The 1,352-nt window shown below is 41.6% G+C and carries 1 protein-coding gene; it reads left to right on the plus strand.

Annotated elements, in window-relative coordinates; all coding sequences use genetic code 11:
• Nucleotides 1-568: 568 nt before the first annotated feature.
• Nucleotides 569-1,111 (plus strand): signal peptidase I, encoded by a 543-nt coding sequence (gene lepB / locus MO867_RS22065; protein ID WP_252473180.1) that lies wholly within the window; start codon nucleotides 569-571, stop codon nucleotides 1,109-1,111.
• Nucleotides 1,112-1,352 lie beyond the last annotated feature (241 nt).

Genomic DNA, 1,352 nt, shown 5'->3' on the forward strand with positions numbered 1-1,352 from the left:
GAGAAATATATCAGCCTCTGAGGCTATGGCTGACACAGAGTTTTGAACACCCTCCTTAATGGTTTATTTCGCTTTAAACCTTTGTTTGATGCCAGGGATATGGAAATTCTTCTATGTTCGGCATCAATAGATATTTTACAAAAACTAATCAAGAGATTATAACCAATCGTTGTAGCCCTTCCTACAAAGCGTAACTGGGACCCCCATTGGCCGCACAGCCCTAAAGCCCAATTTTTGGCAAACCTGTTCTATTTAAGGAGTTTGCCAAAGATGCTTCTTCGCACTGTTTTGACATTTCGGCATCTGCGGGTAAAATATAATATTTCCTCCTATTTAACATCGGGTGGCGACCAACCCTTGAGTGGTTGACCTAGCAAAGCTTGCTATGCATGCGACAGCAATAATCAGGACGGGAAGGTCCGCCTTTCCTACTGGCGTCACGGCTACGCCGCTTGCCATAAAAGTAGCCTTACATTAGCGGATGTTTCTCCTTGAACATTGGAGGATTCTATCCAACCACTGCGTGGCCTCCACCAAATGGTCCATGCTTCGCCAGTTCCGCTGAAAGATGCGGGAATTAATTGAGAAAAACACATTGAAAATACTAAAAATATTGGGCATTTTTTGGGGGCTAATCTTGGCAGTATATTTCGGGAACCCATCAAATACAGATACTTATGATCCGCGAGCGAGAGTACTTGGATTTATGTTTTTTCATATACCATCTGCCTCAATGTATCCGACAGTAGAAAAAGATAGCTATATCTTTGTCAGCACGTTTTCTTATATTTTTTCTTCACTAAATAGTTGGGAGATGGTTGTTTATCGGCCGCCACATGCAGATAGTCCATTTCTTGGCAGGGTAATGGGGAAATCCGGAGATATAATATCCGTTAGCAATTCCTCTGTTACACTTAACGGGACAGAATTAGACGAAGATTACATAAATGATGAAGTGTTAATTTGCCAGTTCAGTGAATTTACAGAGACTACTATTCCAGAAGGTTACCTCTTTGTTCTTGGCGATAACCGCTGTAATAGCTTGGACTCAAGATCATTTGGTTTTATTCCTAAAAGCAGCATTATTGGTAAAGTAACGGCGAGTTTCTGATTAGAGTGGGGTTTTCGTCACTTCGAAAATGACGATTTTGGATAGTCAAGTATTTTGGCCAATATTTTAGGGTCCAGGTTTCACCCCTCGCAAGAACACGGGCACTTTGTCTTATTCGTATACAGGTCGACTTTTCGGTTTTCAGGCAACAACTAAACACTGATATAAGGTACTAGTTTTGAGCAGGGCTGTAATTATCTTGTCTAAAGTTTCACTATCCCAGCCGGCTTTTTTCCGAAGC

The organism is Microbulbifer okhotskensis, from assembly GCF_023895975.1.
Classification (GTDB): Bacteria; Pseudomonadota; Gammaproteobacteria; order Pseudomonadales; family Cellvibrionaceae; genus Microbulbifer; species Microbulbifer okhotskensis.